At 37.1% G+C, this 25,429-nt stretch carries 20 protein-coding genes; 6 read left to right on the top strand and 14 right to left on the bottom strand.

All coding sequences use genetic code 11. From position 1 onward, the window contains the following. Positions 1-138 precede the first annotated feature (138 nt). Complete coding sequence (locus tag JOC34_RS07825) at positions 139-1,581, bottom strand: helix-turn-helix domain-containing protein (RefSeq protein ID WP_205136197.1); 1,443 nt, start codon at positions 1,579-1,581, stop codon at positions 139-141. 360 nt (positions 1,582-1,941) lie between these two features. On the opposite strand from JOC34_RS07825, the gene JOC34_RS07820 reads away from it, so the two are divergent. Continuing rightward, positions 1,942-2,925, top strand: a complete 984-nt coding sequence (locus JOC34_RS07820) for a bile acid:sodium symporter family protein (protein ID WP_205136196.1) — start codon at positions 1,942-1,944, stop codon at positions 2,923-2,925. A 73-nt stretch (positions 2,926-2,998) separates the two neighbouring features. On the opposite strand, the gene JOC34_RS07815 is transcribed toward JOC34_RS07820, so the two are convergent. Beyond that, the gene (locus JOC34_RS07815) at positions 2,999-3,229 is read right to left on the bottom strand and encodes a heavy-metal-associated domain-containing protein (protein ID WP_205136195.1); all 231 of its coding nucleotides are present in this window, start codon (positions 3,227-3,229) and stop codon (positions 2,999-3,001) included. A 382-nt stretch (positions 3,230-3,611) separates the two neighbouring features. On the opposite strand from JOC34_RS07815, the gene JOC34_RS07810 reads away from it, so the two are divergent. The 3 genes from JOC34_RS07810 (at position 3,612) to solA (ending at position 7,635) form a co-directional block, all read left to right on the top strand. Further along, the gene (locus tag JOC34_RS07810; RefSeq protein WP_239544174.1) at positions 3,612-5,039 is read left to right on the top strand and encodes a sodium:solute symporter family protein; all 1,428 of its coding nucleotides are present in this window, start codon (positions 3,612-3,614) and stop codon (positions 5,037-5,039) included. A 161-nt stretch (positions 5,040-5,200) separates the two neighbouring features. Beyond that, entirely contained in the window at positions 5,201-6,451 is a 1,251-nt protein-coding gene (locus JOC34_RS07805; RefSeq protein ID WP_205136194.1) for an NAD(P)/FAD-dependent oxidoreductase, read from the top strand. Between the two features lie 35 nt (positions 6,452-6,486). Continuing rightward, a complete protein-coding gene (gene solA / locus JOC34_RS07800) occupies positions 6,487-7,635 on the top strand; it encodes an N-methyl-L-tryptophan oxidase (protein WP_205136193.1) in 1,149 nt (382 codons plus the stop codon). Between the two features lie 384 nt (positions 7,636-8,019). On the opposite strand, the gene larE is transcribed toward solA, so the two are convergent. The 4 genes from larE to JOC34_RS07780 are packed head-to-tail and all read right to left on the bottom strand — an operon-like array spanning position 8,020 to position 12,496. Further along, positions 8,020-8,853 carry an ATP-dependent sacrificial sulfur transferase LarE gene (gene larE / locus JOC34_RS07795; protein ID WP_205136192.1) on the bottom strand — a complete coding sequence of 278 codons (834 nt, stop codon included), beginning with the start codon at positions 8,851-8,853 and terminating at the stop codon, positions 8,020-8,022. A gap of 38 nt (positions 8,854-8,891) precedes the next feature. After that, a complete protein-coding gene (gene larA, locus JOC34_RS07790) occupies positions 8,892-10,154 on the bottom strand; it encodes a nickel-dependent lactate racemase (protein WP_205136191.1) in 1,263 nt (420 codons plus the stop codon). 51 nt (positions 10,155-10,205) lie between these two features. Continuing rightward, complete coding sequence (locus tag JOC34_RS07785; protein ID WP_205136190.1) at positions 10,206-11,336, bottom strand: 2-keto-3-deoxygluconate permease; 1,131 nt, start codon at positions 11,334-11,336, stop codon at positions 10,206-10,208. Then, complete coding sequence (locus JOC34_RS07780) at positions 11,333-12,496, bottom strand: glycerate kinase (protein ID WP_205136189.1); 1,164 nt, start codon at positions 12,494-12,496, stop codon at positions 11,333-11,335. The genes JOC34_RS07785 and JOC34_RS07780 overlap by 4 nt, the downstream gene beginning before the upstream one ends. 149 nt (positions 12,497-12,645) lie before the next feature. On the opposite strand from JOC34_RS07780, the gene JOC34_RS07775 reads away from it, so the two are divergent. Then, positions 12,646-13,740, top strand: coding sequence for a CdaR family transcriptional regulator (locus tag JOC34_RS07775; protein ID WP_205136188.1), 1,095 nt, complete (start codon positions 12,646-12,648; stop codon positions 13,738-13,740). 282 nt (positions 13,741-14,022) lie between these two features. On the opposite strand, the gene JOC34_RS07770 is transcribed toward JOC34_RS07775, so the two are convergent. Further along, positions 14,023-15,354, bottom strand: coding sequence for a CitMHS family transporter (locus JOC34_RS07770; protein WP_205136187.1), 1,332 nt, complete (start codon positions 15,352-15,354; stop codon positions 14,023-14,025). A 1,319-nt stretch (positions 15,355-16,673) separates the two neighbouring features. Continuing rightward, positions 16,674-16,760, bottom strand: coding sequence for a putative holin-like toxin (locus JOC34_RS22220; RefSeq protein ID WP_420856120.1), 87 nt, complete (start codon positions 16,758-16,760; stop codon positions 16,674-16,676). A 238-nt stretch (positions 16,761-16,998) separates the two neighbouring features. Between JOC34_RS22220 and JOC34_RS07765 the strand changes: the two genes are divergently transcribed. Then, a complete protein-coding gene (locus tag JOC34_RS07765) occupies positions 16,999-17,895 on the top strand; it encodes an AEC family transporter (protein ID WP_205136186.1) in 897 nt (298 codons plus the stop codon). A gap of 171 nt (positions 17,896-18,066) precedes the next feature. On the opposite strand, the gene JOC34_RS07760 is transcribed toward JOC34_RS07765, so the two are convergent. The 6 genes from JOC34_RS07760 to JOC34_RS07735 form a co-directional block, all read right to left on the bottom strand. Further along, entirely contained in the window at positions 18,067-18,972 is a 906-nt protein-coding gene (locus tag JOC34_RS07760) for a nucleoside hydrolase (RefSeq protein WP_205136185.1), read from the bottom strand. Positions 18,973-19,109: 137 nt separating this feature from the next. Beyond that, on the bottom strand, positions 19,110-20,153 hold the full coding sequence (locus JOC34_RS07755; protein ID WP_205136184.1) for a hypothetical protein: 1,044 nt from the start codon (positions 20,151-20,153) through the stop codon (positions 19,110-19,112). A 260-nt stretch (positions 20,154-20,413) separates the two neighbouring features. Beyond that, positions 20,414-21,124, bottom strand: a complete 711-nt coding sequence (locus JOC34_RS07750) for an FAD-dependent oxidoreductase (protein ID WP_205136183.1) — start codon at positions 21,122-21,124, stop codon at positions 20,414-20,416. A 619-nt stretch (positions 21,125-21,743) separates the two neighbouring features. Next, the gene (locus tag JOC34_RS07745; RefSeq protein ID WP_205136182.1) at positions 21,744-21,893 is read right to left on the bottom strand and encodes a hypothetical protein; all 150 of its coding nucleotides are present in this window, start codon (positions 21,891-21,893) and stop codon (positions 21,744-21,746) included. A gap of 467 nt (positions 21,894-22,360) precedes the next feature. Beyond that, positions 22,361-23,941 carry a BCCT family transporter gene (locus JOC34_RS07740; RefSeq protein ID WP_239544171.1) on the bottom strand — a complete coding sequence of 527 codons (1,581 nt, stop codon included), beginning with the start codon at positions 23,939-23,941 and terminating at the stop codon, positions 22,361-22,363. A gap of 578 nt (positions 23,942-24,519) precedes the next feature. After that, the gene (locus JOC34_RS07735; RefSeq protein ID WP_205136180.1) at positions 24,520-25,383 is read right to left on the bottom strand and encodes a creatininase family protein; all 864 of its coding nucleotides are present in this window, start codon (positions 25,381-25,383) and stop codon (positions 24,520-24,522) included. Positions 25,384-25,429: the final 46 nt, after the last annotated feature.

The raw sequence follows: 25,429 nt of genomic DNA, 5'->3' as shown, positions 1-25,429 counted from the left end.
AATAATAACAAGGAAAGGAATCAGAATATAGATAATAATTTTTTGAATTTCTATAAATATATACGTAATGATACTTTCATCTGTTAAAACGCTTTCAAATAATAGCATTATTTTTTGTAAATGATAAAATAATTTGATTTAATTTGTTCTCCAATCACGGGGAGTGCTTCCAGTGGATGATTTAAAAACCCGACTGAAATAATTTGGGTTACTAAAACCAACTGATTCCGCAATATTTTGTATCGAATCATCTGTCGTTTCAAGTAACTCCTTAGCCTTCTCAAGCCGAATGTAAAGCAATATTTCACTAAAGGACTGCTTATGTTTTTTTGATAATAAATGACTAAAGTAAGAGGGACTTCTGCCCACTTTTGAGGCTACTTCCGTCAATGAAAGATTTGCATGATTATAATGCTTTTCCATATAAGCGAATGCAGCCTCCGTGACATCTATCTTTGTATTCTGTTCGTTTATTAGCAGGAATAAATCATTTAAAAATAGAATGATATCCTGCACAATTCGATAAAGTACTGGCCCATGTAAAATACTATGGAACAGCTGCTTATAACCATCTTCACTATCCGTCATTCCTTTTCGGTTCATAAACCGTCTTACTTGCGCCAATATACTCGTTAATCGCGTCCGAAGCACGCCAGGTTCCGGGTATGGCGATCTGATATCAAAAAAATCTTCATACATCCATTTTTTAATTGCTTCGCCTTTTCCTTCATCTAACATAAAAACCCAATTTCGCTGTTCTTCCATCGTTAAAAATGGATCGGTACCCTTCCATTTTTGTACATTATTCGTATTCAATACTTGCTTATAACCTGTGAAAAATGTTGTTTCCATCACTTTAAGCAGTTTCATATACGTATGGTGAAGCGATTCCTCCCCATGATCATGAATGACGATTGCCATAGGCCCACCTGTCATATTTTCCCACTGTCGCAAAAAGCGTTGAGCTTGTTTAAACGGATCAGGAAACGCGTGATTAAACACAAGTACAATCTGGTCACTTGTAGATAGCACAATAGGCTCGTAATAAAAATCAAATTGCTCAATAAACTTCCTTAGGTAATCTAAGTCTTTCCTATACTCTGTTTCCAATAAATACACTGGGTTCGGAAACGGAATTTGGTCGTCAACAAAAAGCGCTTCATAATGGCTCCCGTGATTTATCTTTGGCTCCGAATTTTCATCTGTTAATAGTGTTAGTTCTCTTACTGATTGTTGCAAGGCATATTTAACCTGGGAAGGTTCCAGCGGTTTCATCCATAGATCCACTGCCTTGACAGACATCGCCTGCATTACCCGCTCAAACGTGGCTTCTGCGGTAATCGCAATAACTTGTCCAGCATACTGATTGATAAAAGACTTCACCATTTCCCACTGATCTGTCGGAATCATGTCCAACTCAAAACACAAGATATCAGGGTGCTCATTCTCTAATTCATCCACCAATTCCGCTACCTGCCCCGCAAGCTTGATGCTAGATATTGGAAATGAGTATTTTGATATAAGCCATTCTATTCCTAGAAGTTCCTGTTTATCCCGGTCTGAAATTAATAGTTTATACATGGATTACACGCCCTTTTATTAGTACGATAATGATCCTAGAATATTCTCAATTCAATCACTTCATTTCCTAAGGACAGTGTACCATTTTCCCGGTTTTGTTAAGCCGCATTATACATTGTTTTCTATAAATCTTTCATATATATACACTTTGCTTTGGTACTGGTGACTACCTCCATCAAAATAGACATCAAAGAATCTTCCTTAAAAAACTTTTCAATATTTATTTTTAGCCTTTTGCAAAAGAATGGAAAAAATCTTCCCATTGTATAGACTTTTTAGATTATAAGCGATATAATATGGAACACTTTACATTTTAAAATTTTTAAATTTCACCATACAAAAAAGGAGTATCATAACATCATGAAAACAGTCAATGCTATCAGTAATTTTGCCAATAAGTATTTCGCCTTAATAACAATCATCATTGCTATCCTAGCTTTTAATTTGCCAAACCAGTTTGTCTGGCTAAATTCCCACATTAATATTCTACTGGGAATTGTCATGTTTGGAATGGGGCTGACAATGAAACCAGTTGATTTCAAACTTGTCCTAACAAAGCCATTGCCGGTCATTATTGGTGTTCTTATACAGTTTACCGTCATGCCGCTTTCTGCATTCTGCATTGCGAAGTTATTGAATCTTCCGCCGACACTTGCTGCGGGGATCATATTAGTAGGTTGTGTTCCAGGTGGTACAGCATCAAATGTTATGGTTTATCTTGCGAAGGGAAACGTTGCCTTGTCGGTTGCCATGACGTCCCTATCGACCATGCTCGCGCCGTTACTAACACCGACACTCCTATATTTGCTTGCAGGTCAGTGGATGCCTGTTAATCCTTTTGCCATGTTTTTTTCCATTATTCAAGTTATTATCATTCCAATTGTCTTAGGATTAATTGTTAAAAGACTCTTTCCAAAAGCTGTGGAAAAAAGTGTACAGGCAATGCCTTTTGTCTCTGTTATTGCCATTTCAGGTGTTGTGGCAGCAGTTGTCTCCGGTAATACCGAGAATATCGCTTCAGCCGGAATTCTTGTTTTTGTAACAGTCATCTTACATAATCTTTCCGGATTATTTCTCGGCTATTTGATTGCCGCGCTATTACGACTAGACGTACAAACTAGAAGGGCAATTTCCATCGAAGTTGGTATTCAGAATGCTGGATTAGGTGTATCACTCGCCAATACTCATTTCGCCGCTTTACCGCTAACAGCATTGCCTGGTGCAGTAGCGGTCGTAACCCATGTGATCAATGGGTCCATTCTTGCTACTATTTGGTCCCGAAAACCAATCGTAAAAAAAGAATCTAATTTGGAGCAGGATACACGAGTTAGAAAATCTGTATAACATAGAATCCATCAACTATCATAAAAACAAAAATTCCGTGGGGATAAGATAACCCTCACGGAATTTTTTTATATTATAAAGTATGACGTAGAACCTCTTTTGCCTCAAATCCTATTTTATGAATTTGGTCGAAAATGTCAGCAATGGTTATCAGGTTTGAATCAAATGTTACACACCCTTTACCGCTTTCCCAATTCACATCGATTTCAATCACACCATCTTTTTTTGCAAAGGTATTTTCTGTTTTTATCTGGCAATTTATACAATGCATTCCCTTAATATCCAAGTAGGCTGTTTCGATCATGTTCACACTCACCACCTTCAGCTGATAGTAATATATTTTATGTTTAGGTTTGAGTGGTTAGAACGAGTTAGGAACAGGAGTAGCTTTAGAAATTACGTAAATACACAAATACAAGGCTTAGCGAGTGACACCAATAATGTCAGTATAGGTTTCTGGAATAATCTCGAGCAATGTTCCTGCACCAGTAATCAATCTGGATGAAATATATTTATTAATCCCATTATAAAAATGGAGATAGATATAAGAAAACTGAATATAGTCTATACGTTTTCTAAATAATTGTCTTCTTAAATATAAGGAATATATTTTTTGTTTTCTTGTACAATTATTTAGAAGGTAATTTTAGCGTACGTACAAATAAGTAAGATTTAGGAGGGAATTAATGATGCTCATAAGTACATTTGATCTTCTTTTATTAATAATTTACTTTCTCGTTGTTTTATGGATTGGATATTATACAATGAAAAAAATATCTACTTTTAGTGATTATTCGGTGGCTGGTAGGACAATGCCATTTGCGCTAATTTTCGCAACGATTGGAGCTACATTAGCAGGTGGCGGAGCAACCGTTGGTAGAGTTTCATTTGTCTATGATACAGGTATTGTCGTTTTCCTTGCACTTTTAGGTGTTGTGATAAGCCAGGTTCTTATTGGATTTTTTATTGCACCGCGTATACGCAAAATGAAAGATGTTCACACTATCGGAGATATTATGGAGTTTTATTTTGGACGTTCTGGTCAACTTGTTTCAAGCATTTTTTCCTTTCTGTTTATGATAGGTATATTTGGAGTTCAAGTACTAGCATTAGGACGTATTTTAGAACCTATTATTGGATTGCCCTTTCTTACATTAACCATTATAGGTGCGGTGGTAACCATTGCATATACATGGGCTGGAGGAATGCTAGCAGTAGTCTATACAGATGCAGTACAATTTATCTTGCTTGTTAGTGGTATTGCAACTGCAACAATTATTGGTGTAAATAATATGGGGGGCATGACTGAGATAATAGATAAAGTAGCAGCAATTGACACAGATCATTTAGTGTTTTTCGGTGGCCCTTGGACCATAGGTGTCTTCATTTCAACCTTTCTTAGTTTTCTCCTTGGAGAAGCACTTGCTCCTCATTATATACAAAGATATGCGGCCTCAAAGTCTTCCAGTATAACTAAATGGAGCACAGTATCGTTTGCTGTAATGTATATTTTTCTTACTATTGTCATCATGGTTATCGGATTAATTGGGTTCGTTGTATTCCCTTCAATGGAAGGTGATATGGTATTTGTTAATTTTGTAATAGAATACTTGCCTATTGGTGTGATTGGATTGGTTTTCGGAGCATTACTTGCTGCAGTAATGTCAACAGGTAGCTCTATCTTAAATGCCGCGGCCGTGATCTTTACTAAAGATATTTATCGTGTACTTATTAACAAAAATGCGAGTGACAAGCGGATGTTGCAATGGACGCAGTACACTACTTTAATCGTCGGTATTGGTGGCGTTATTGTATCTCTATTTATACCTAACGTAATGGAATTAATGCTTTATGCCTTTCAATTGTGGGCGCCTTCAATCCTCCCACCCCTTGCTATCGCTTTGCTTTGGGGCGGCCCTTTAGAACGGAAAGTATCTCCATATGCTGGAGCCCCCGCAATAATTTCAGGGTTGATCATTACTATTGTTTGGCTGAACTTTCTTGGTGAACCATTTGGTATACCAGCCATTATAGTAGGTATATTAACTAATCTTATTGTTTTTGGAATCATTCACATGAAGACATCCAATAAAATATCAAATACTATTATTTAAGGGGGGATTATAAATGAGCGGATGGGATCTTCTAGTTTATTTTTCGGCAGGTGTTTGTTATCTCTCAGCTTTAGTTGTTATAGTTGGCTGGATAAAGCATGCGAAAAAGAAGTAATTCCCCATTAATAATTGATTGACTTTTATAAGGAGTGGTTAAATATATGAATAAAAACGTGATAATTATTGGTGGTGGCATTATCGGGCTTTCTTCTGGCTATTATCTTTATCAAAACGGTTACAACGTAACAATTTTAGAGAAAGGTGATTTCGCTAATGCTTGTTCGAAAGGAAATCAAGGTTGGGTTTGTCCCGCTTTGCATACTCCTGTTCCTGAACCTGGTCTAGTGGGATCTTCAATAAAATGGCTTATGAAAAAAGATAGCCCTTTATATATTAAGCCTTCTGCTGTACCGCGCTTATCTGGCTGGGTTAGTCAATTTTTGAAACACTGCAACGAGAAAGATTTTAAAGCAGGAAAAGATGCCCTGCATAGTCTAAGCAATTCTACTTTTAAACTTTATGATTCTTTGAAGGCAGATGGCCTTAATTTTGAAATGCATCGTGAAGGCATGCTTTTTGTTTTCTTAAATAATAATGAACTTAAACAGGGTATTAATAAGTTCATTCAAGGTTCTAAATTATATGGGCACGAACCCCCTACTATTCTTTCAGGTGATGAAGTACGTAAACTAGAACCAAATATTTCAAATAAAGTAGTCGGTGGATTATTACTAAAAGAACAACGTCATGTTAACCCTGAAAGTGTATCAAAAGCATTTGTGGAAATATTGAAGTCTCGAGGGGTATGTTTACGATCAAATACAGAAGTAACAGAAATTGAACGTCAAGATAATAAAATAATGGCTATAATGTCTGATGAAGAAAGATTTGAAGCAGATACTTTTCTTTTAACTGCTGGCGCATGGTCTGGCTATCTAGCAAAAAAGTTCGATTACAACCTTCCAATTCAAGCTGGAAAGGGTTATAGCATCACAATAAATAATCCTACTTTAAAATTCAAACATCCTATATACCTGGGTGATACGAAGGCTGGAATTAGTCCCTATAAAGGATCAGCTAGAATTGGTGGAACAATGGAATTATCCGGAATAAATTTAAGTATGGATAAGAATCGCATTCAAGGTGTAAGAAACTCGGTATCTAAATATCTTAATGAAGAATTGCGTGGAGATAGTGAAATAGAATGGACTGGAATGCGCCCTATGACACCAGATGGACTTCCCGTACTTGGCTTAATTCCTAATTTCAAGAATGCTTTTGTAGCAACCGGACATGGCATGGTAGGAGTATCAATGGCACCTACAACAGGAAAAATAATGGCGGATCTAATAAACTCCGGTACAACTGATTTTGATATTGAACCATTTGACCCTAATCGATTTACAAAATAAATTATCATATTCTTAATTTGAAAGGAGCATTTTTTATGAAAGAACATTATAGTGTGATAGTTGTAGGTGCTGGTTCAATTGGTATGGCTACAGGGTACTACTTGGGAAAAAAAGGAGTTGATACTTTACTAATTGATGCATTTAATCCTCCCCATGGCAAAGGGAGCCATCATGGCGAAACTAGGCTGATTCGCCATGCTGCTGGAGAAGGTAGACAGTATGTGCCTCTTGCTTTAAGAGCACAAGATCTCTGGTATCAATTGGAAAAGGAAATAGGAAAAACATTATTTTATCCTACTGGCACTTTGATGGTCGGCGAGGAGGGTGCACCCTTTATAAATGAAACTATTAAAAGCGCCAACGAATTCTCCTTGCCATTGGAAAAATTGACAGCCAAAGAGATTCAAAAAAGATGGCCTCGCTTTTCAGTTCCAGATTACTTTACTGGTTATTTTGAACCGTCCTCAGGTGCATTACTTAATGAGGAATGTATAAAAGCTTATAGACAATTAAGTGAAAGTTACCCCGTTACCCTACAGACAAATGCAAATGTTATTTCTATAAATTCCTTTAATGATGTTGCAATTGTAAAAACCAAGAACAAAACTTATTATGCGGATAAAGTTATTGTATCTGCAGGAGCGTGGACAGGAGAATTGCTCCGTTCGTTAGACTTACCTTTGCAAACTGTACGGAAGACCTTTGGTTGGTTTGAAACAAATGATACTTCCTTTCAACCTCCTATGTTACCTTGTTTCTATTTCAACTTAGACGATCAAAAATATTACGGTTTTCCAGATATTAATAAAAATGGTATAAAGATTGGACGAAATGACTCTGAAAGAGATATAGATCCTCATTATATGAAACAGGATTTTGGAAAGTATACTAGTGACAAAGATGATTTAAAATATTTCGTAGAAAAGTTCATTCCTAAAGCCACTAAAAAATTTAAATGTGGAAAGGCATGCATGATTACAAATACACCTGATAAGAATTTCATTATAGACATCCATCCTAAACTAACTAACGTTATAATTGCTGCAGGATTTTCTGGGCATGGTTTTAAATATAGTAGTGTTATTGGAGAAATATTAAGTCAGCTTGTTATCGATGGGCATACTACACATGATATTTCTGAATTTTCAATTACAAGAAAGGAACTAACATCTTTTTTAGGTTAATACAAGGACAATGTAATATAAAGAAAGAAAAAAAGCCAATTATATAGATGGTAAACATAAAAAATGTACTTCATCAATATAACTGGCTTTCTTTAATATCTTAAGTCATTTTTAAAATATAAAGATCGGAGTAGCTAGTATTTAGTTTAAAAGTGCATCGATATGATCTGTAGCAAAAGCTATTGCGGATTCAAATAAAAGCTGTTAGTCACAACAGTATATTACTAGATACCTTTAATAATTCCATTCCAACAAACTTTACTTAGTCCCGTCAATTTTCTATCGTTAATTTCCCTTTATGCCACGAATCTTCTCTTGAACTACTAACAGATATACCTATTTCACCTACAATTATTTCCTTTTTTCATTTAATGTATTTTTAGTTTAACTAACTTCTACTTCCAATGACTCCTCCGACAATACTTCATTCATACTACCCGTGCGATAACCGCGTAAGTCTAAGCTGACATAGGTAAAACCAAGTGAAGTAAGCTTCATTTGAACTTTATCATGTTGTTTCAATAATTCCGGCATGTCCTCAGGGGTAACTTCCACACGTGCCACTTCCCCATGATGCCGAACACGCACCATCTTAAATCCAAGGTTCATGATGAAGCGTTCTGCCTGATCTACTTGTTCAATTTTATACTTATCCAATTTGGTTCCATAAGGAATTCTGGAAGCCAAGCTACATGACGCAGGTTTATCCCAGACCGGAACGCCAAGTTCTTTGGTAAGAGCACGAACTTCTTGTTTGTATAATCCAGCTTCCTGGAGCACACTACGGGCACCTTCTTCTGTTCTTGCTTGGAGACCTGGTCTGAAATCATCTAGATCGTCCATAATCATGCCATCCAGCACGTAATCATATCCCAGCTCTTTTGCCAATTGATTCAAATGAGAATAGAGCAGTTTCTTACTGTAGTACCAGCTATCCGGGTTATTCGCTGCAATCCCGGCATCTTCCAATTCTTTAATCTCTGTTTTCAGAACACGAACGCCCATTTCTTCCGCAAGTTTTACTGCCTTGTCAAACTCTTCTTGACGAAATAATTCTGATGCAACAACAACTGCCAACACCTGGTCTCCCAATTCCTGTTGCGCACGCTTCAATACCAGTGTACTATCAACACCACCGGAAAAGGCAACCATCACGCGACCCATATCGGAAAGAATCTCTCCTAGTTGATGATCTTTTTCAAGCCTTGTTTTGCTCATGCCTCTCGCCTCACTTTATATTATTTTTTCCTAGTCTGTTATTCTTCAACATACGGTATTGTTAAAGGACCTAAAGGTAAAACAGCAATAGACATGTCTTCTCCATAGGTTTGCTTTAATTTATCCAATGTGTCCTCAATATCATGGGAAACTTTAAGCATCGCTCCCGTTACCTGATCTTCTGTTAATTTGGAATAAACATAGACATCCGCCCATACTTGAATAACCGCTTGCTTTTGCACCTGCCATTGATCAAACATTTTAAATTCAGGATTATTAATCATATCTAGTAAATCCTGAGGTGTCTTTGCCAATTCAAAGATTTTAGAATAGTTTCCATGATCCGGTAAACCATCAGAACACTCAGACGCAATAATGATCGATCCACCTTCTTTAACAATTTTATGGGCAGCACTCATTCCTTTAACAGCTTGATAAAGATTTTGATCTAATGGATAACCTGAGTTCGAGGCGATCACAACATCAAAACGTTCCTCACAGCGAAACATCGTATGCTCTTTGGCAAATGCACAACCCTCATCATGTGCCTGATAAAGCTCTCCCGCAAAAACCGCTGTAATTTCTTTTTCTCGATTCAGTGTGACATTTAACATAAAATCCGGCTTGCACATCCCGTTAATTTCACGGGTCATATCTTGCACTGGGTTATTTGCCATATTTCCCCATGTAGAGAGCGGATCCCCAATCATTCTAGCATTATGGAAGGTCATAATTGTTTCGATGCCAGCAATTCCCGGCATAATTCCCTTTGGTCCACCGGAAAATCCAGCAAAGAAATGTGGTTCGATAAAGCCAGTTACGATACGGAAGTCTGATTCAACATAATCCTTATTTAGATATACATCACATCCAAACTTACTTTTACCAAGATTTACGAGTGTATCTTTATTATGACAATCATTATTTATGATACGAATATTATCCACTACCCAAGGCCCAAGCATTTGTACAAACTCTTCTCTTGTTTGGTCCCGGTGTGTACCCGTCCCATTTATAATCACAAAGTTCTCAAGTGGGACATGATCTAATTCCTCTATTAATAAAGGAACTAAAATATGATTTGGTGTAGGTCGAGTAATGTCACTAATTACAATTGATACGGTATCTGTTGATTTAACCGAATTTTTTAAGGAACGTGTACCTATTGCATTTCTTAATGCACTTTGAATGGATGCTTTCTCATCCTTCAATTTCGGCAAATTGTTCGGTTCAATCATAAATGAATGATCCGGTAAATCTAGTAAAAGACCTTTTTCACCATACAGTAATTCTGTTTTCATAGTGCTTACCCATCCTTTCTATGGAATAATATTTATCTTCTCAACGCAAAACTAATTATTTACCGATTGTTTTAATTCTGTTCTATTTTCATTATGCTTACGACCAATATCTTCCTTTGTACCATCAATGCCTCTTTTTCTTTGATACCTATCCATCAGAATGACCCCTAATGGACATAATAAGGATGTTGCAATGGTTGCAATGGATATTTGCGCCGTTGCAATTGGTACGATATTCTGTATCGCTTCGAATTCAGCTGCAGTCATTGCACCGGAACCAACTGCTACAGAGGCTGCAGCTGCTACTGCTGCTGGTGTAGCAGCTGCATTTCCAGCTGTAGAAGCTTCAGCAATCGGTGCTATATAACTTCTTTCCTTGAATAACTTAAATACAAGGATCGACACCCCACCAGTAAGAACAAAAGTAAGTATAGCAATTGTTAACCCTCCAGCCAGTACAGATGGGTTTAAGAAGTTCGCCAGATCCATTCCAGCACCTAGTGCAAAGGCAAAGAACGGTATGGTCAATGTTTCACCTGGCTTCAAGAATTCTCGGATTTTTGGATCCAAGTTACCCAAGATCATCCCAATACCAATTGGTAACAATACAGCAATAAATGCAATCATAGGTAAAGCGGTTCCAAGAATCCCCAATGACAAAAGTGTCAGAAAAGGACCATCATTAATGGCAAGAATAGATAAACCGCCAACATCAGATCGATTACCGTATTGACCAGTCAGCGCAGCATACATTCCACTATTACTGTTCGTCATTCCTGCAATAATGGCCAAAGTGGATAGCCCTAATATACCATTCCATGGATCAAAGATCATACCGAAGGCCATTCCGACAGCGAGGCCAGTCAAATATTTGGAACTTGTCAGCAGAACTCCTTTTTTCAAAGCAAGACCGCCAACTTTTAAGTTCATTTGACTCCCTACACAGAACAAAAATAATGCTATAAGTACAAGTGCACTATCCTTAAACAGTTCTTGTGAAAATCCGCCAATCCTCAAGAACTCGTAAAATCCTTCTTCAGTTTGTGGCGCTCCAAGAAACTCGAGTGACTTCATTACCATTGGAATATGCATTTGATCAATTGTATTCAATGTGGCACCTAATAAAAGCGGCACAACCATTAATCCACCGGGAATTTTCTCAACTGTTTCTTTAATTCTCAAATTAATGCGCCTCCCTTTATTCCATTTATACTGCGGTAAAAGTATGAACGTACAATTTGTTCAGCACTCTTTTCCAATAATTGCGATGCGTGATTAATAGATTCATTTAGTGTCATAGGCTTATCGATAATACTATTAACGCTTACAACACCAAATTCATAAAGTACTTCTACATCTTCACCGACAGCACCTGCTAAGATAATTGTTGGAACCCTTTTCCTTTTTGCAGCCTGAGCAACTCCGAGTGGCGTCTTTCCAGAGGCAGTTTGATGATCCACTTGCCCTTCACCTGTGATTACCAAATCTGCATTCGACAAATAATCATCAAGTTTAATATAATCAAGAACTACATCTATGCCTCGTTTCATCTCTACCGGAAAAAACGCCTGAAATGCGCCACCTATTCCGCCTGCCGCACCTGCACCAGGGAGATCATGAAGATAAACTCCTGTTACATCAGCAACCTTATTCGCCCAATGGGAGATATTTTTGTCTAGCAATTTAACAGTTTCTGGTACAGCACCTTTTTGTGGTCCAAAAATATAAGATGCACCATTCAAGCCAATTAACGGGTTTTGTACATCGGATGCAATTATAAATTTGCTATCTTTTATTCTTTTATCAAAATAATTCATATCAATCCTAGCAATATTTTCTAGTTTGCCTCCGCCATAGCCTATTTCTTTTTCTTCTTTATCAAGGATATTTAGCCCCAACGCTTGAAGCATTCCAGCGCCTCCATCGTTTGTCGCCGATCCTCCCAAGGCAATAATGAAAGTTGAAAAACCATCGTCCAATGCTTGCTTAATCAATTGTCCCGTTCCAAAAGTTGTTGCATTTAAAGGTGATAGTTTCCCTTCAGGAACAAGTGCTAATCCTGAAGCACTTGCCATTTCAATAATACAAGTTTTACCATCTCCTAAAATTCCATAGGCTGCTTTTACTTTATTTCCTAATGGTCCAACAACAGATACTTCTCTTATTTCACCATTCGTTGCAGAAACCAATGTTTCTAGCGTTCCTTCCCCACCATCAGCTACGGGAAGTGAAATTGTTTCCGCATCGGGAAAAGCATTTATAACACCTTTTTTTATTGATTTTGTCACTTCAACAGCAGTCAGACTCCCTTTAAATGAATCTGGAGCAATTATAACTTTCATATTAACCTCCTGAGAAAACGCTTTCAATGTATTGGTTTAATTATACGAATCTTGACTATACTTGTCTATGGCTATAATATATAAAAATAAGACTAAGATAAGTTTATTTTTTGTTTGTTTTAACTAACTGATAGGGAGAATTCATGAATATGTTAACAAAAAAAATTGCACATGAGATCGTGAAAGAAACTTCATTACGCCTGCATCGAAATGTTAACATTATGGATGTCAATGGTGTAATTATAGCTACACAAGATAGGTCTAGGATAGGATTAACCCACGAGGGAGCACTAGAAGTACTTAGGACTGGCAAAACACTCATTATTCATTCTGAACAAAGCAAAAACTGGAAAGGGGCTCAACCTGGAGTTAATCTTCCAATTGTTTTCCAAGAAGATATTATTGGCGTCATAGGTGTTACAGGTGATCCACATCAGATGGAGGATATTGGAGAGCTTGTAAAGATGACCACTGAACTTATGGTTAAACAGGAATTCATCGCTTCACAGATGGAATGGAGGCAGCGGACGAAGGATATGATTACCGAAGAGCTGTTAAAGGATGATCCTTCCTATATCAATATCGATCGCGGTTTAGGTTTACTTAATTTCGACCTAAATCCGCCTTTTATGACGATTATCATTCAAATAGCAGAGCGATCTATTTCAAACCAGCAATTAATTCAAAAGTTGGAAGAAAAGATTGGCGAAAATAATGGGATTGTTAGTTTTATAAATGTTAATCGGATACTTGTCACTATCTGTGGTCTTGATGAGAAAGATGCAAGTTTTAAGATAGACAGTATTTTTTACACAATGAAAAAAACAAATATCTTATTTAAAATGGCTTATAGTATCCCCTTCAGTAAACTTGAAAAATTTAATCAGTCTTATTTGGATTGTGATCTTAGCCTAAAAATAAGTGAAGATAGTGAAGAACTGGTTTCTTTTGCCCATATTGAAGTCAAGTCATTAATTTATCAGCTTAATGAGACACTATCAAATCGGTTTTCAGGGCGGATATTAAAAGACTGTAATAAAGTCAGGTCCCAAACACTAAAGGCATTTTTCGCCAATGATCTGAACATCCAAAAGGCAGCTGACAAATTATTTGTGCACAGAAATACATTGATATATCGCTTGAACAAAATTACCGCGGAGACCGGATATGATCCAAGGAAGTTTGAGGATGCTTTGAATTTACAGGTCGCTTTGTGGATTGCTGAGAAAGCAAAGATACAATAAAGTGTATGTTTGAAGGTTATTCTAAGCAGCTTCATATTGCATCTAAAATTTGACTACTATATCTCTAAGGTTAATAATTTGTCTGTCGAATCCTCTGAAGAGTTTAACGATCTTTTTTTATTCAGTAGTCTAGTTTAAAGTTAATATAACACAAAAACCCACCTTTGATATAATTAGACTGCCATGCAGTAACTAGTAAAAGGGGGTTTTTAATATTAACTCTATATTTTCCTCAGCAATAAATACCATTTATATTAATTCCTAAATCTTCACTTAAACATCTTAACCAATTGACACAATACCAAGTAGGAATGCAACAAGAAGAAGGACAAGGCTAAATCCCCACATCCAAAAAAACGAATAACGTAAATGACTTCCTATTGAAATACCAGCTAAGCCAATTCCTAGCCATGTAGCTGGAGCAAGAGGGCTAATCATGGCACCAAAGTTATTACCAATAGCTAAGGAATAAACAACTGTTGACGAATCTACCCCATAGGGCGCTACAATTTGTTCAACCAGTGGTAAAAGTGCAAAATAATATGCATCAGTGCTTGTAACAAGATCCAAAGGTAAACCGAAGAAACCGACTACAAGATGAAGCACTGGTATAACCGTTTCTGGTAGGACAACAACTACACTTTTCGCAATTGAATCTAACATTCCTGTTCCATCTAATATCCCTAAAAACATTCCAGCTCCGAGTATGATCGCAGCCATAGTTATTGCACTCGGCGCATGCATTTTTATTTGATTCATTTGCTCGCTGGTTTTTCTGAAATTCAAGGGTAAAGCTACAACAAGTCCGATCATGAAGGCAAATGCCGGATCCAAGAAGCCTCCCATCATTAAAACCAATACTCCTATGAATATTGCCCAATTAATGTAGATTAACTTTTTATGATAGTTACTACATTCTAATTCTTCTGAATAAATTCCTTCTTCAATTATTGCTGCTTCTTGACTGAAACTAGTGTTTATATTACTATCAGTATTTTTAGAAATCCTTTTTTTCTCACGCCATCCTAAAAAGCCAGCGAAAATTAACAATAGGACAAGCCCTACAATTTGAAATGGAATGAGGGGCTTCCAAAGTTCCGTTACTCCTATACCTGTTACCGCAGCGGATCTAGCAATTGGCCCGCCCCATGGCAAAAAATTCACAATACCAATACTACAGGCAACCAGCATGACGAGTAAATTAGGACTCATGCCCATCTTTTTGTAGATGGCCAAAAAAGCTGGAACCGTAACTAGAAAAGTTGTAGCTCCAGAACCATCTAAATGTGCAATAGAACCCACAATAACAGTCCCAATAGCGATTAAAATTATATTACCATTTGTTAACTTGATAACACTCTTTACTAATGGATCAAATAAACCTGCATCACTCATTACACCAAAAAATAGGATTGCGAATATGAACATAACAGCAACAGGAATAACTGTGTCCAATCCCTCTTTAAAGAAACCATTGAGTTCATTTAAATTATAACCAAGTATGAACGCACCAATAATTGGTATCGCTACCATCCCAACCAAAGGACTAGTCTTTCCTGTAAGTAAAAGTATAACTACAATGCCAATAACCAATAACCCAACTAAACTAAGCATAAAAACATCCCCCATAATCAAGTTACATTTAGAAACTGATCTCTTTTTATTTTATATAGTACGCTCAGTAATAAAGTACAGCGCTTTCATATCAAGCTTTAAAATACTACTTAAAGGCAATTAAATTTCGATATAAAATATTTAGGTTTTAAAATATATTTTACATCTGAACATCCTCCTAAATCGGTCAATTTATATTTTTGTTATATTACTATTACTCTAATATGAATATAGGCATTTATAAAGTATATATAATTGATGACTACCCATAGAATTTTTCTATATCAAAACTTAAATAAGTATAGAAGTGATAATCAAAATATGGAAATACTGTTAGAAGAAGTGGGCAAGACCTGTTCCTGATAATCGCAATAATAAAGACTTTCAACGTAATATTTCAGTCATGTTTGCTACTGATTATTGCAACCAAAACACTTCAGAAGTTCTGGGAAGCTGCTGGTGAAGGAGCTACGATGGACTTGTTTTGTGGTAGTTGGTTTTGGAGATGTTGCAAAAGTACCCCCTGTTTTTAATACAGCTGTCGACTTTATGACAGGTATCCATCCTTTACGTATATTCAACAAGCTAAGAAACACCTCTTTTTATGAGGTCAGTAACTTGTCTCGAAATCATTAGATAAAATGAGCAAATTTAAAACTACTTGACTGTTTTAATACATCTTTTTCAAATCCTACATTTGCATGATGTCGACACCATAATATTACAAATGCTGAATCCGCATAAGACTACATCTTCCAGCAATCATTATTAGATTCAATGTATACGTTCACAATGAATTAACAAAAGCCAGCAGTTGCTGCCTTTTAGCTAAAATTACAGGATTGCCAATTTAGCCTGTCTACCTTTTTAATGTTAGTTGAACGAACCGGACTTTAACAAGAATTAACTGCCCTATCCTTACTCCCTATTTCGACATATTTCCCGGGTAATATTTTTCATTACTTCTCTACAATATGTTATTTGTTAAGTTACCTAATACTCTATTCGATTCATCTTTTTTCCTGATCCACTTTACTTTTTAAACATTGTATCTATGGAATTCAATAAACGTGCGAACGGTGAACTCAGTATCGATATTCTAAAACAAGTAAAAGAAGAATTTTAAAATTAACTCAGCTTACAGGTTTAATATTCATTCAAAATAGGGTATACTTTAATTAGAAAAGCAATACAATAATAAAAGACTGAACGGTGCATTAATACTGTTCAGTCAAAGTGTAATTGCCCTTCAAAGGGGCGACTCACATATAGTTTGGAAAGATAACCGCTCTAAATGCTGTCGAGGCTATTATAGGTGGTTATTTTTCTTTGTTTATATATGTCAGCAAAGCAATAATTAACGCACTAAAATTCAGCATTAAAAATATTGCTTCGAAAGTAAACATAGGCATCACCCCCTCTGGGGAATGAGCCACCACCATGAAAGCCTAATTACATATTCAACTATAGAAGATAAGCAATTATATTAAACTGTTTTTTGAATATTAAGTAAAATAACTTCTGCAAAGAAAAATTGCACCCTCGCTGAACTCGGTGCATTCCCCTTCTATATAAAATTCAACCATCCACCAACAAATCTATGATAAACTATTTCCTAGTTCTATTAAAATGGAGATGTTATCAGTGGGTTTGTTTCTTAGTGTTATTTTACCAATTATGGCTGTCTTTGCTTCAGGATTTATTTTGCAACGAATTAGAGCACTTGATGTAAAATCTGTATCTGCTGTATCGTTATACATATTGTCGCCAGCGTTAGTGTTTGTTACTTTATATGAGGCTGAATATGATCGTGGATTTATGGTCATTTTGATTTATATGTTTGTCCTATTCTATATCATGGTGGGATTAAATAAAATACTGGCAAGAGTTTTCAAATGGGAGCCTAATACAGAAAGTGCATCCATTCTTGCTTCAGGGTTTATGAATTCGGGGAATTATGGATTACCGGTTGTCCTTTTCAGCGTGGGAAGTGCTGCAGTACCCTATGCCGTTTTCATCATGATTGTACAGACGCTGCAGAATAATTTCTTTGGGATCTATTATGCGTCAAGAAGCACCAGTGGGATGAAGCGGGCACTTGGCAATGTGATGAAAATGCCAACTACCTACGCTGCAATGCTAGCATTTATATTACATTATTTTTCAGTTGGTGTTCCCGAAGCAATCCATTCTACCTTATCGATGGTCGGAAATGCAGCTATACCTGTCATGATGATTATGCTCGGCATGCAACTTGGATCGATAACCGGATTAAAGCTCAATTGGCAGGTTGTTGCATCTTCCGTTACACTAAAAATGATTGTAGCACCTGTTATTGCATTTTTATTCGTGTTAGTTGTTGAGATGGATCCAGTCATCGCATCGGTGCTCATTATTATTTCAGCAATGCCAACTGCTGCTACTACAACAATGTATGCAATTGAGTTTGATACCGAGCCAGAGTTAGTATCCAGTATTACATTGATATCCACTTTGCTCAGTATTGTGACACTGACTATTCTATTAAACATTGTTATTTAAAAACATCTAGGATTGATTTCCAAAATCCAGTGTTTACCTTTGCATCCAGTTTTCATTAGCATATCAGCACGATTCAGATGAAATGATGGTATTTTTCATAACTAAAGCCAAAAGCCTTATTCAACTTTATGTGAATAAGGCTTTTGGCTTTAATTTAAGAATTTATCAAACTCAAATAGTCTCTACAAACACCTGTATAAATTCCTCCCTAAATGCTTCTACATCTGCATCCACACAAACAAAAACATTACCATCATCGCTATCATTCACCACTGTATGTCCGGCTGCTTCCCCTTCTGTTACGACATTTACTTTTGCCCGCTTCGTTTGAAAGAGATCAGGATGTGTTAAATAAAGGATCGTACATAAATCATGGATAGTAATTGCGTCATCAGAATAGGTCTGCTTATAATATGCCAGCATTTCAGCAATCATTTCTCCGACTGTTCCTTGTTCCTTCACTTTCGCAACATCGCCTGCTGTCACACTCGTTAGGCGCGTTACATCTAAGCCACACATAAAAATTTTAATAGCTGAATCGAAGACAATCTTGGCTGCATGTGGGTCTGCGAATATATTAAATTCTGCTACTGGTGTGGCATTACCACCTTCGATAGCACCACCCATTAACACAATTTCTTTTATGTTCTCTTTTGTTTCTGGGAACATTTTGAACAGAAGTGCAATATTCGTTAGTGGTCCTATTGCTACAAGCGTTATTGGCACCGCGGCATCTATTATATTATTCCTCAACTCTATAACCGCGTGTTCCTTAGAAAGTAAAGCAGTGTTTCCTTCGGCTTCAAATTGATAGGTTCCCACACCGCTACTGCCATGTACCTGTGATGCCGTTTTTGGTTTATTAACTAATGGCTCATCGACCCCTTTTGCTATCGGTGTATTTCTCCCTAAAAAAGTAACCAAATCAACCGCATTTCTTGTCGTATGCGTAATTCCTACATTCCCACCAACAGTAGTAATAAGTTTAACGTCTAGCTTGTCTGAAAATAATGCTGCTGTTATCGCAACAATGTCATCAATTCCCGGATCGGTATCAATAATAATCGGCCGTTTCATGGTAATCCCCCTTATCGTTCGTACTATACACAGCGGCAATTAATCAAATACCTTAACCCCACATCTTGTGGAGGATACTTAATTTTTCAAGCGCCATTCAATTTTTATCGTAAAACATATTTGCTGCAACCGCCGGATCAATCGTCCCGACTTTTGAGTTCATCCATTTTCGATTTGGCATCTTCTAGATTCGAACGGAATGTATCAATTTCCTTTTTATACGCTTTGTATTTCTCATCTGATTTTTTGATAAGGTCTTTATCGTTCTTATCGATTCCTTCTTTTCGCATTTCCAGTGCATCCAAATTTTCCTTGGTTGCCTTTTTTAATTGATCCAGCGAGTCACCCAGTTGTTCCCGGTTCATTTCCTTGTCTTCATTTTCATCTAAAATGGAATCCAATTGCGGGAAGAGATGTTTCTTCCATTTTTCTATCCGTTCACGATCCGGATTCGAACGATCCTCTACCAAATCATGCAGGGCATTCACTGCTTCTTGCTGGAATGCAACCAATTGCTTTAAATTTTCACTGGAAACATGAAGTAAATTCGCTATTTCGAGCGTTCGTTCAATTTGCTCTTTCAATACCTTCAAATTATCCAAATCGATATTCAGATCATATTTCTTGCCAATTGCCTCAAGTTTGTCATAGTAAGCCTTGAGTTCTTCCACATACTTCTTCCCAAGCTCCTCAAACTTTTCCTCCAATTGTTTTTTCTCCTGCTCGGTTTTAGCCTTCATGGCGTCTACCTTATATTCCAGCATATTTACAAAGGTATCTAATGGTTTAATCAGCTTATCTTCTAATTGATCAAGATCTTTCGGATCGGCGCTGCCCTTAAGTGCTTTTGCTGCCTCTAATGCCTTTTTGGCCTCTGGCATTGTCTCATTAATAAAAACCTCATACTGCTCTTTATCGCTGTCCATGTTTTCGGCTTTTTCGAATGATTCCATTGCCTTATTCTGATGCGCGATGGCCTCATTCATATCACTATCCATATACTGTTTAATTTTATCTCGCTCTTTTTTCATTTTCTTATCTATATTTTGTTGTATATCTTTCGATTTATCATTAACTGTTTCCGTTTGATCATCCGATGTCTCCATCCGCATGTTATCCTTACAACCAGATAATATCAACGTAACAGCCACTAGCGCTATCCAAACATAACGTAATTTCACTTTATATGTTGCTCCTTCCCTATTTTCGTCGGTGTAATAGCTATATTACCTCCGCTCAAACATCCCATGTATCGTTTGATCCACAAAACTACCTTGCAACAGTATACTAAGGATTCGGCGGATTGGAAAGGAATCTCCTTAGTCCTAGTGTGAGTTATCATTAAATCAAAATAGTCGCGCAGGTACGATCCCTCGCGCGACTACTTTGATAGTAATTTTAAGCTCAATTGTAGCTTATACGAAATACAGCCCATTCCTTCTTAATATCCCGAAAATTCCTCAGCTCGAATATTGTCTTCATTCGCGCCAGCCTCAATAAGCATCTTTTGCATTGCTTGGACCATGTCAGCTGGACCAGACAAATAATAAATTGGTTTACTTACATCCGAGATATGACGTTTAAGCATATCTGCATCAATATGGCCACTTTCACCGTCCCAATCTTCAGTCCTTGTCATCACAGGTACAAACGTGAAATTGCCATTTTCATCTGCCATATCCTCGAAATCCGATAAAAATGGAGCATCATCAGGTGTTTTATTGGAATACAGCAATGTAAGATCATGATCTGTTTTTTTATTTGTAGCCTCTGCAATCATGCTTCGGATCGGCGTAATACCGATACCACCAATGATAAATACTGCTGGTGTTGATTCCGTTTTATGCAAGGTGAAATTTCCGTGCGGTGCGTCAAACTCGACTTCACTTCCCTCAGACAAATCTTTTAAAACTCGTTTAAATGCCGAATCTCGTAAGCGAGTCGTGGTGACCAATTCATTTTCACTTGGCGCATACACAAACGAAAATGGTCTGGTATTTCCTTCCTCATCGGTCTCACTTGGATCAATCAGCGTAAATTCGCCAAGCTGACCTGCTTTAAACTCGAATCCATTTGGCATTTCCCAATGAAAAGCCATTGTATCCTTCGCAACTAGTTCTTTTTTCTTTAATTTAATGGTATACGTTGCCATTACTATCCGCTCCTTTGCAAAGAGTTAAAATCCCTCATTTAATAAAGGTTACTTGTACATATCAAAGCATGTATATTTTATCTCTACCCGCGTTATTATGGATTCAAACGAGTGGTGAAGGATGGATCTAAGCATTTGTCAAAAAAATCCTATCCCAATAATTTACAATTGATCAAATTATTGTATAATAGTTAACATGCTTTTATAAACATCCTTAAACTGCGTGATGGCCCAAAATGATCTAATGGTCACCCTGTAATAGTCAATGACTTCGTCTACTCCTAGCAAAAAATCCTCATACAGGTGCTAAATTTGCTTATATGTTCTCTGGCATCAAGGTGAAAAATTTTGAAGAACATCTTTTCGGTACAGACTATTCACTGAAAAATGTTTATATAGAAGATTAAATTGGCAGCGTGAAATAAAAAGGGCAACTGGGGGATCAGTTACCCTTTTTGTAGGAACGGGGAAATACATGAGAAAAGTTGGTATCCAAAACATTTCTTAGCCAGTCCCTTCGTTGCACTTAAGCAGATAGGGAGGTTTAAATCTTTCCTATCTGCCAAGTAAGTTTTAAGAATTTAAAACTTCGGGGGGGGATTGTTAATAGGGAGTGTAACTATTTTTCTCTTTTTTTTTGCTTGATTATTATATCTGTAACTTGCCGGTTAGTAGCTGCGATGATTTCGACAAGTTGTGCAATGACTTTTTCATGCTGATTGATCTTTTCTATTAAATCTTTATATGCTATCGTTCTTTCCTCCTTCATTAGTTACACTCCCTAGGTCTAATGACTCATTTATATCACGCATCCATTTAAATGGCTAATTACTAATTTTCAATTTTGGCACTCCATTCGACATGAAAACCAGTATATTTTACAAATTTCGACAGAGTTTTAATTCTTTTTCTGGATTTTTTGCATATTCTTTAGATCCAAAATTGGATTTCACCCTTTCGAACGACATCTTTCGACAGGAAGTATCTCATACCCGTTAGCAAAATGTGAACTGTGATTTGATCTAAAGATACGCACACATCAATCTTTTCCCAAAAATAAAAAAGGCAATCGCTCCCGGAAATAGGACAGCAATTGCTTCTTATATTAGTCGCACCTTAAGATAGCCATTCTCCATATTTATCAAAACTATTACCTTCTTATCCACGCATTAGCTCATCCAATTCAAGCTATAAAAAGCCACTACCTCATCGTAGTGGCTTGAATGATACTATTTTCTATTTACTTTTGTCTACCACTTCATTTTCATGAATCGACGGACTTACCATTGTACCCGCTAATTGCTCTTTAGCAAGTTCCTTACAAACTTTGGGTGCGGTCCAAAATGTAGTCAACATCAGCAATGACACCGGAACTGCTGTAACTACAATAAAGGATTGTAACGAGTCTACACTATCTTCTCCGATCGTTAATAGAACCGTTGCCACAAGTCCCATAATTAATGCCCAGAATACACGCATTGTTTTCGATGGGTCGCCATTACCTGTAATGGCCATTGAAATCGTCAAGGACATGGAATCTGTCGTTGTCAGAACAAAGACGATAGTTGCCAATAGGAATAGAAACCCTAAAATCGTTCCAAGCGGTAGCTGATCCGCAATGGCCATCATCGCTGCTGGTGGACCATCGCTGTTAAGCGCGTTGGAAACAGAACCTGGTGTTTTTATTTCCTGGAAAATTCCTGCCCCACCAACTACCGTAAACCAGAACGTCGCTATAACAGGAGCAACGATGGCAACGGTCGTAACAAGCTCTCGAATGGTCCTTCCGCGGGAGATACGACTGACAAACATTGCCATCATCGGACCATAACCAATAAACCAGGCAAAGAAGAAGACGGTCCATCCTCCGAGCCATGCACTATCACTGCGATAAGTGCTCATACTGATGAAGTTTTGTACATACAAGCCAAATGATTCCAGATAGGAGTCGAAAATAAATAATCCGGGACCAAGTAAAAGTACGGCCACCATAAGCAATAGCGCCAGAATAACATTATAAGTGCTCAAAATCTGAATCCCTTTATGAATTCCAGTAGCGGCAGAAATCGCAGCGGCAATAACAATTACAATAATGATAATACATTGAATAAATATATTATCGGGAATTCCAAACAAAGAACTTATTCCGTAACCGGCTTGTAAACCAAGGAAACCGATTGGCCCAATAGTACCTGCCGCTACCGAGATAACTGAAAATGTATCTACAAATGTACCCAGCGCACTTTTTTTCATAATTTTATCTCCAAAAATCGGATAAAGCAATGCCCTTGGCTTTAACGGCGCTCCACGATGATAGTGTGCATACATCAATACAATTGTACCTAGTGTTCCTAGGAGTGCCCATGATAGAAAGCCCCAATCAACAAAGCTAGTAGCTAGTGCTGGTGCAACTGCCTCCGCAGTGCCTGCTTCTATACCGGAAAAGTATGGCGGTACTGTTAATAGGTGACTTAACGGCTCAGCAGCAGCCCAAAACACGCCTCCCGCGGCCAATAATGTACACATAATAACGGAAATCCATTTAAAATAGCTTAATTCTGGCTTATCCATCTTTCCCAAACGGATTTTTCCAAACTTCGAAAATCCCAAATACAATGCAATTAAAAAAGTTCCCATCATAAGAAATTGATAGATTGATCCAAAATATTTTACAGAAAAGCCAAACAAATAATCTACGACATTTGTTACCAATTCCTGGTTGATCAATGCGATGATCACAAAGGCAAGCAATGCTCCCCCACTTAAAAATAGAACCGGTTTATCTATCGTTTGACCATTCTTGCTTAAATTCTTCAAAAACTTGTTCCCCCTAGACTTTTTTAGCATATGTCTACAAAAATCCTTATACCCTCTCCATGATGCGTGACAAGCTAAACATGTAAAATTGGAGGATTAAAAGCACTTTAATTTAACATACAACGTGATACAATACAGTCTTTAAATAGACGTGTCAAGGATTGATGAGGGCAAGGAGATTAAATAAATACTCCCTGAAGGCGACGATAACCCAATTGAAACCGCATTATATGAAAGCAGAAATTTATATTTTAATATAAGTAATTTCAAGTATTTCCTGATAAACTTTTTTCGTTTTCTACATTTTTCCTTAAGGACGGGGATTGCCCCTTCCGAAGAGGAAACGATAGAATTAAATATGATACTAAAGGTTTGAGGAACATTACCATGGAGATTTAGACTTTCGAATGAAGTTCCCGATGTTTTTCCAGGAATTGATTCATAGAATTAAAGAAGCTACTAAAATGAATGTAATCACATTTATTTTAGTAGCCCTTTTTATGGAATTACTCGACCTGCTAATGCTATTATTATACAACCTAAACCCTGCTATTACTTAGTACCTTCCTTGTCTTTGTCTAAGGTAGCCATTCTCCATATTTATCAAGACTATTATCCTTTGTATATTCATCAACTTCTCTTATAGACTTCACAACACTTGGCATATCCAGCGCTTCGATAATGTTATGAATCGCTTCGATCCCAGACTTAGCATAATGCTCGCGATCTTCTGCAGTTTTTAATAATGGTGTGTATAAATGATCAGAAGCTTGATCGAAATAATACCCAATCGCTCCGGATTGAAATGCAAACTTTCCAAGTGGGCTTGCTGGATTATTCTTATTTGCAGCCACCACTTTCTCTACATCATAACTCACAGAATCAGACTCCGGTACATGAAGCGGAACATCCTCGAGTCTATCTAACACAGCATATGCACCAATCGCCATATCATTAAACTTATCCAAAACGTTAAACGACAGATTTTTTAGTGATTCTATTGCTACCATCATATCCATATAAAGAACCGGGGCTTTTGTTTTATCAAAAAAATCTCTGACCATGGGACTTACGGTTAAATAGGCAGGACCATGCAACGTAACATATACTTGACGTCTAAACCCCTGATTTAATAATGATTGCGCAATTTTATCCAAATAAGCTGTACCATCCCTGATGCTCATTTGTACCGTACCTCTACCAACAGGGGTTGCCCCAGCAAAGAAGTATGGTAAATTATGCAGGACCAATCCATCTGTAGCCTCGGCCATCTTTAATGCAAATGCCTCTGAAAGTACTGTTTCAGAATCAAGTGGTAAAGCACCATGCGTTTCCGTGACTCCTACTGGTACATAAATAATATCGTTTCGATTCAAGTATTCTTCCACTTCTCCATTTGTTAATTTTGTTAAAAACCTTGTTCGCATTTGTGAATTTCTCATGATTGCATCTCCTTGTAAACACCCATATTTGTTGCATTAATAAATC

The organism is Virgibacillus halotolerans (assembly GCF_016908515.1).
In the GTDB taxonomy this organism is placed as follows: domain Bacteria; phylum Bacillota; class Bacilli; order Bacillales; family Amphibacillaceae; genus Virgibacillus_M; species Virgibacillus_M halotolerans.
The sequence above is the reverse complement of the archived record's forward strand: the minus strand, read 5'-3'. Positions and strand labels throughout refer to the sequence as shown.

Excerpts from the sequence above, each read along its gene's own strand:
- JOC34_RS07745 (WP_205136182.1), bottom strand. The coding sequence starts at position 21,893 with ATGAAGGAGGAAAGAACGATAGCATATAAAGATTTAATAGAAAAGATC.
- JOC34_RS07760 (WP_205136185.1), bottom strand. The coding sequence starts at position 18,972 with ATGAAACGGCCGATTATTATTGATACCGATCCGGGAATTGATGACATT.
- JOC34_RS07735 (WP_205136180.1), bottom strand. The coding sequence starts at position 25,383 with ATGAGAAATTCACAAATGCGAACAAGGTTTTTAACAAAATTAACAAAT.
- JOC34_RS07805 (WP_205136194.1), top strand. The coding sequence starts at position 5,201 with ATGAATAAAAACGTGATAATTATTGGTGGTGGCATTATCGGGCTTTCT.
- JOC34_RS22220 (WP_420856120.1), bottom strand. The coding sequence starts at position 16,760 with ATGTTTACTTTCGAAGCAATATTTTTAATGCTGAATTTTAGTGCGTTA.
- JOC34_RS07780 (WP_205136189.1), bottom strand. The coding sequence starts at position 12,496 with ATGAAAGTTATAATTGCTCCAGATTCATTTAAAGGGAGTCTGACTGCT.
- solA (WP_205136193.1), top strand. The coding sequence starts at position 6,487 with ATGAAAGAACATTATAGTGTGATAGTTGTAGGTGCTGGTTCAATTGGT.
- JOC34_RS07775 (WP_205136188.1), top strand. The coding sequence starts at position 12,646 with ATGTTAACAAAAAAAATTGCACATGAGATCGTGAAAGAAACTTCATTA.
- JOC34_RS07770 (WP_205136187.1), bottom strand. The coding sequence starts at position 15,354 with ATGCTTAGTTTAGTTGGGTTATTGGTTATTGGCATTGTAGTTATACTT.
- JOC34_RS07825 (WP_205136197.1), bottom strand. The coding sequence starts at position 1,581 with ATGTATAAACTATTAATTTCAGACCGGGATAAACAGGAACTTCTAGGA.
- larA (WP_205136191.1), bottom strand. The coding sequence starts at position 10,154 with ATGAAAACAGAATTACTGTATGGTGAAAAAGGTCTTTTACTAGATTTA.
- JOC34_RS07750 (WP_205136183.1), bottom strand. The coding sequence starts at position 21,124 with ATGGCAACGTATACCATTAAATTAAAGAAAAAAGAACTAGTTGCGAAG.
- JOC34_RS07815 (WP_205136195.1), bottom strand. The coding sequence starts at position 3,229 with ATGATCGAAACAGCCTACTTGGATATTAAGGGAATGCATTGTATAAAT.
- JOC34_RS07810 (WP_239544174.1), top strand. The coding sequence starts at position 3,612 with ATGATGCTCATAAGTACATTTGATCTTCTTTTATTAATAATTTACTTT.
- JOC34_RS07820 (WP_205136196.1), top strand. The coding sequence starts at position 1,942 with ATGAAAACAGTCAATGCTATCAGTAATTTTGCCAATAAGTATTTCGCC.
- larE (WP_205136192.1), bottom strand. The coding sequence starts at position 8,853 with ATGAGCAAAACAAGGCTTGAAAAAGATCATCAACTAGGAGAGATTCTT.